The organism is Johnsonella ignava ATCC 51276, assembly GCF_000235445.1.
Classification (GTDB): Bacteria; Bacillota; Clostridia; order Lachnospirales; family Lachnospiraceae; genus Johnsonella; species Johnsonella ignava.
The window spans coordinates 1-2,111 of sequence record NZ_JH378850.1 but is presented as its reverse complement, the minus strand read 5'-3'; the positions used below and the strand labels follow the sequence as shown (position 1 = coordinate 2,111).

At 38.8% G+C, this 2,111-nt stretch carries 1 protein-coding gene and 1 pseudogene; one reads left to right on the top strand and one right to left on the bottom strand.

Going from position 1 to position 2,111, the window contains the following annotated elements:
• Window positions 1–123 precede the first annotated feature (123 nt).
• Entirely contained in the window at window positions 124–1,380 is a 1,257-nt protein-coding gene (locus tag HMPREF9333_RS11870) for an IS30 family transposase (protein ID WP_005542354.1), read from the top strand.
• 379 nt (window positions 1,381–1,759) lie between these two features.
• Here the strand turns inward: HMPREF9333_RS11870 and HMPREF9333_RS11865 are convergent.
• Window positions 1,760–2,111, bottom strand: a pseudogene (locus HMPREF9333_RS11865) (DDE-type integrase/transposase/recombinase); the annotation flags it as partial.

Genomic DNA, 2,111 nt, shown 5'->3' with positions numbered 1-2,111 from the left:
GGTAAAATAGAAAAAGTTACTTCCAGTTATCTTTCCTTATCCTGATTTTAGTTTTTCAATAAGTACTTTATGAAAGACTTACTTCCGGCTATCCTATTACCTGTGATGTTCATAGGAGAAAGGATGACTATTATGAAAGCAAAACATTTAACTTTAGATGACAGGAAAGCCATTCAGGAAGGCATAGAAAGACGTCTTTCAAAAACTGCCATAGCTAAATCTATTTCCAAAGATCCTACTACTGTTGCCAAAGAAATAAAACTTCACAGAACAGTTAAACAGCGAAACCGTTTTAACTCTCCTGTCATGTGTGCTAAATTGAAAGAGTGCAAAAAACCACGTAAGTTCTGCTCGGAAAGCTGCATTGATTATGTAGAACAGCCTTGTACTATGCGTGACCGTTCCACAGGCGCATGTAATCATTGCGAAAAGATAAGCCGGTGCAGGCTTGACCATTACTTCTACAACGCAAATACTGCGCATGAAGCTTATCTGTTTCACCTTTCCGATTCAAGGAAGGGAGTTAATCTTTCCGAAGCCGAACGCTCCATCATTGCCCAGACTATAGCTAAGCCGCTTAAAGCCGGGCAATCCTTATATCAGATACTTACCAACCATCCTGAGCTTGGTATCTCTGTAAAATCCCTTTATACATACATTGAAGGCGGAGTATTTAAAGAATTCGGCATTGATAACTTCTCATTACGCAGACAGGTTGCCATGAGGGAAAGAAAAAGGTTAAAAAAGCGCAGGGAGCCTGTCAACTATGAAGGACATAAGTTTACTGACTATCTGGCTTTTATAAAGGACAATCCTTTCATTCCTACTACAGAAATGGATACCGTTTACAACCAGCAGGAAGGTCCATACATACAGACTTTTTCTTATCAGAACACCTGCTTTATTAATGGATTTTTACATCCTGAAAAGACCTCCGAGTCAATGGCTTCTACTTTGGACTATCTTCAGAAGTTACTCGGAAATGATTATTTTAAGCTGTTCTCACTGATTCTCACGGACAGGGGTACTGAGTTTGAAAAGGTATCTCTCTTTGAGATTGAAGCTGAAACAGGAAAGCTAAGAACAAACATTTTTTATTGTGACCCACAGACTCCATCCCAAAAGCCTCATGTGGAAAACAACCACAACTATGTCAGGAACATCCTTCCTAACGGCAGGAAGTTTGAAGGGCTCACACAGCATGACTTAAACCTTTTATTCAGCCACATTAATTCTGTGCCACGAAAGGTTCTTGGTGGCAGAACACCTTACGATGTATTTTCCTTTTTCTACGGAGAAGAGATAATCCACAAAATGGGAATCAGACGGATAGATCCTGATGAAGTAACACTGCAACCATTTCTCCTCAAAATAGAATAAGCCGGCGTCAAAGACCGACTTATCCTAAACCATTAACTCTATACCTATGAACACGCTACCCCTTAACCCATTAGGGCAGTGGAACTTAGTCTTTCACAAATGAAAGAAATGTATCCCAGTGTCCTGTTTTGCATGCGCAAAAATAAGAAACTGTAAGTAAAGTTTACATAAAAATCGCATTTTTTTTAACAAAAATATTTTTACTTTCCTGCAAAAGTGGAAGTTTCTCGTTCAACTGGAAGTTACTTTTATAAACGGAAGTTAGATTTTCAATTCACCAAAAAATTATTGTTTCTAAGTTGGATTTTCCGTATAATTTTATAGCGAAAGGAGTCCAAATGTAGTGGTCAAGCATTTTTGTAACACTTGCGACTGATTTTTATACAGCATACCGTGCCTCAAAGGGAGTGCGATATCCGTTATAGGCATGGGGACGTACATGGTTATACTTTATGTATGCAAAATCCTCAACAGCATCATAATAACTCCTGTTCCTCATGGTAATGGTGAAGATATATCTCTTCATTTTTCAGAGTATTAAAATACCTTTCCATTGGTGCATTGTCATATGGATAGCCTGCCTTGCTCATGCTCTGTGTGATGCTGTTTTTCTCACAGAATTCAGTAAAAGCCTTCGATGTATATTGACTTCCCTGATCACTATGCAGGATAATATCTGTGCTGACAAATCTCTGACTGTCCAGAGCTTTTTGCAGGGTTCGGATGGCAAG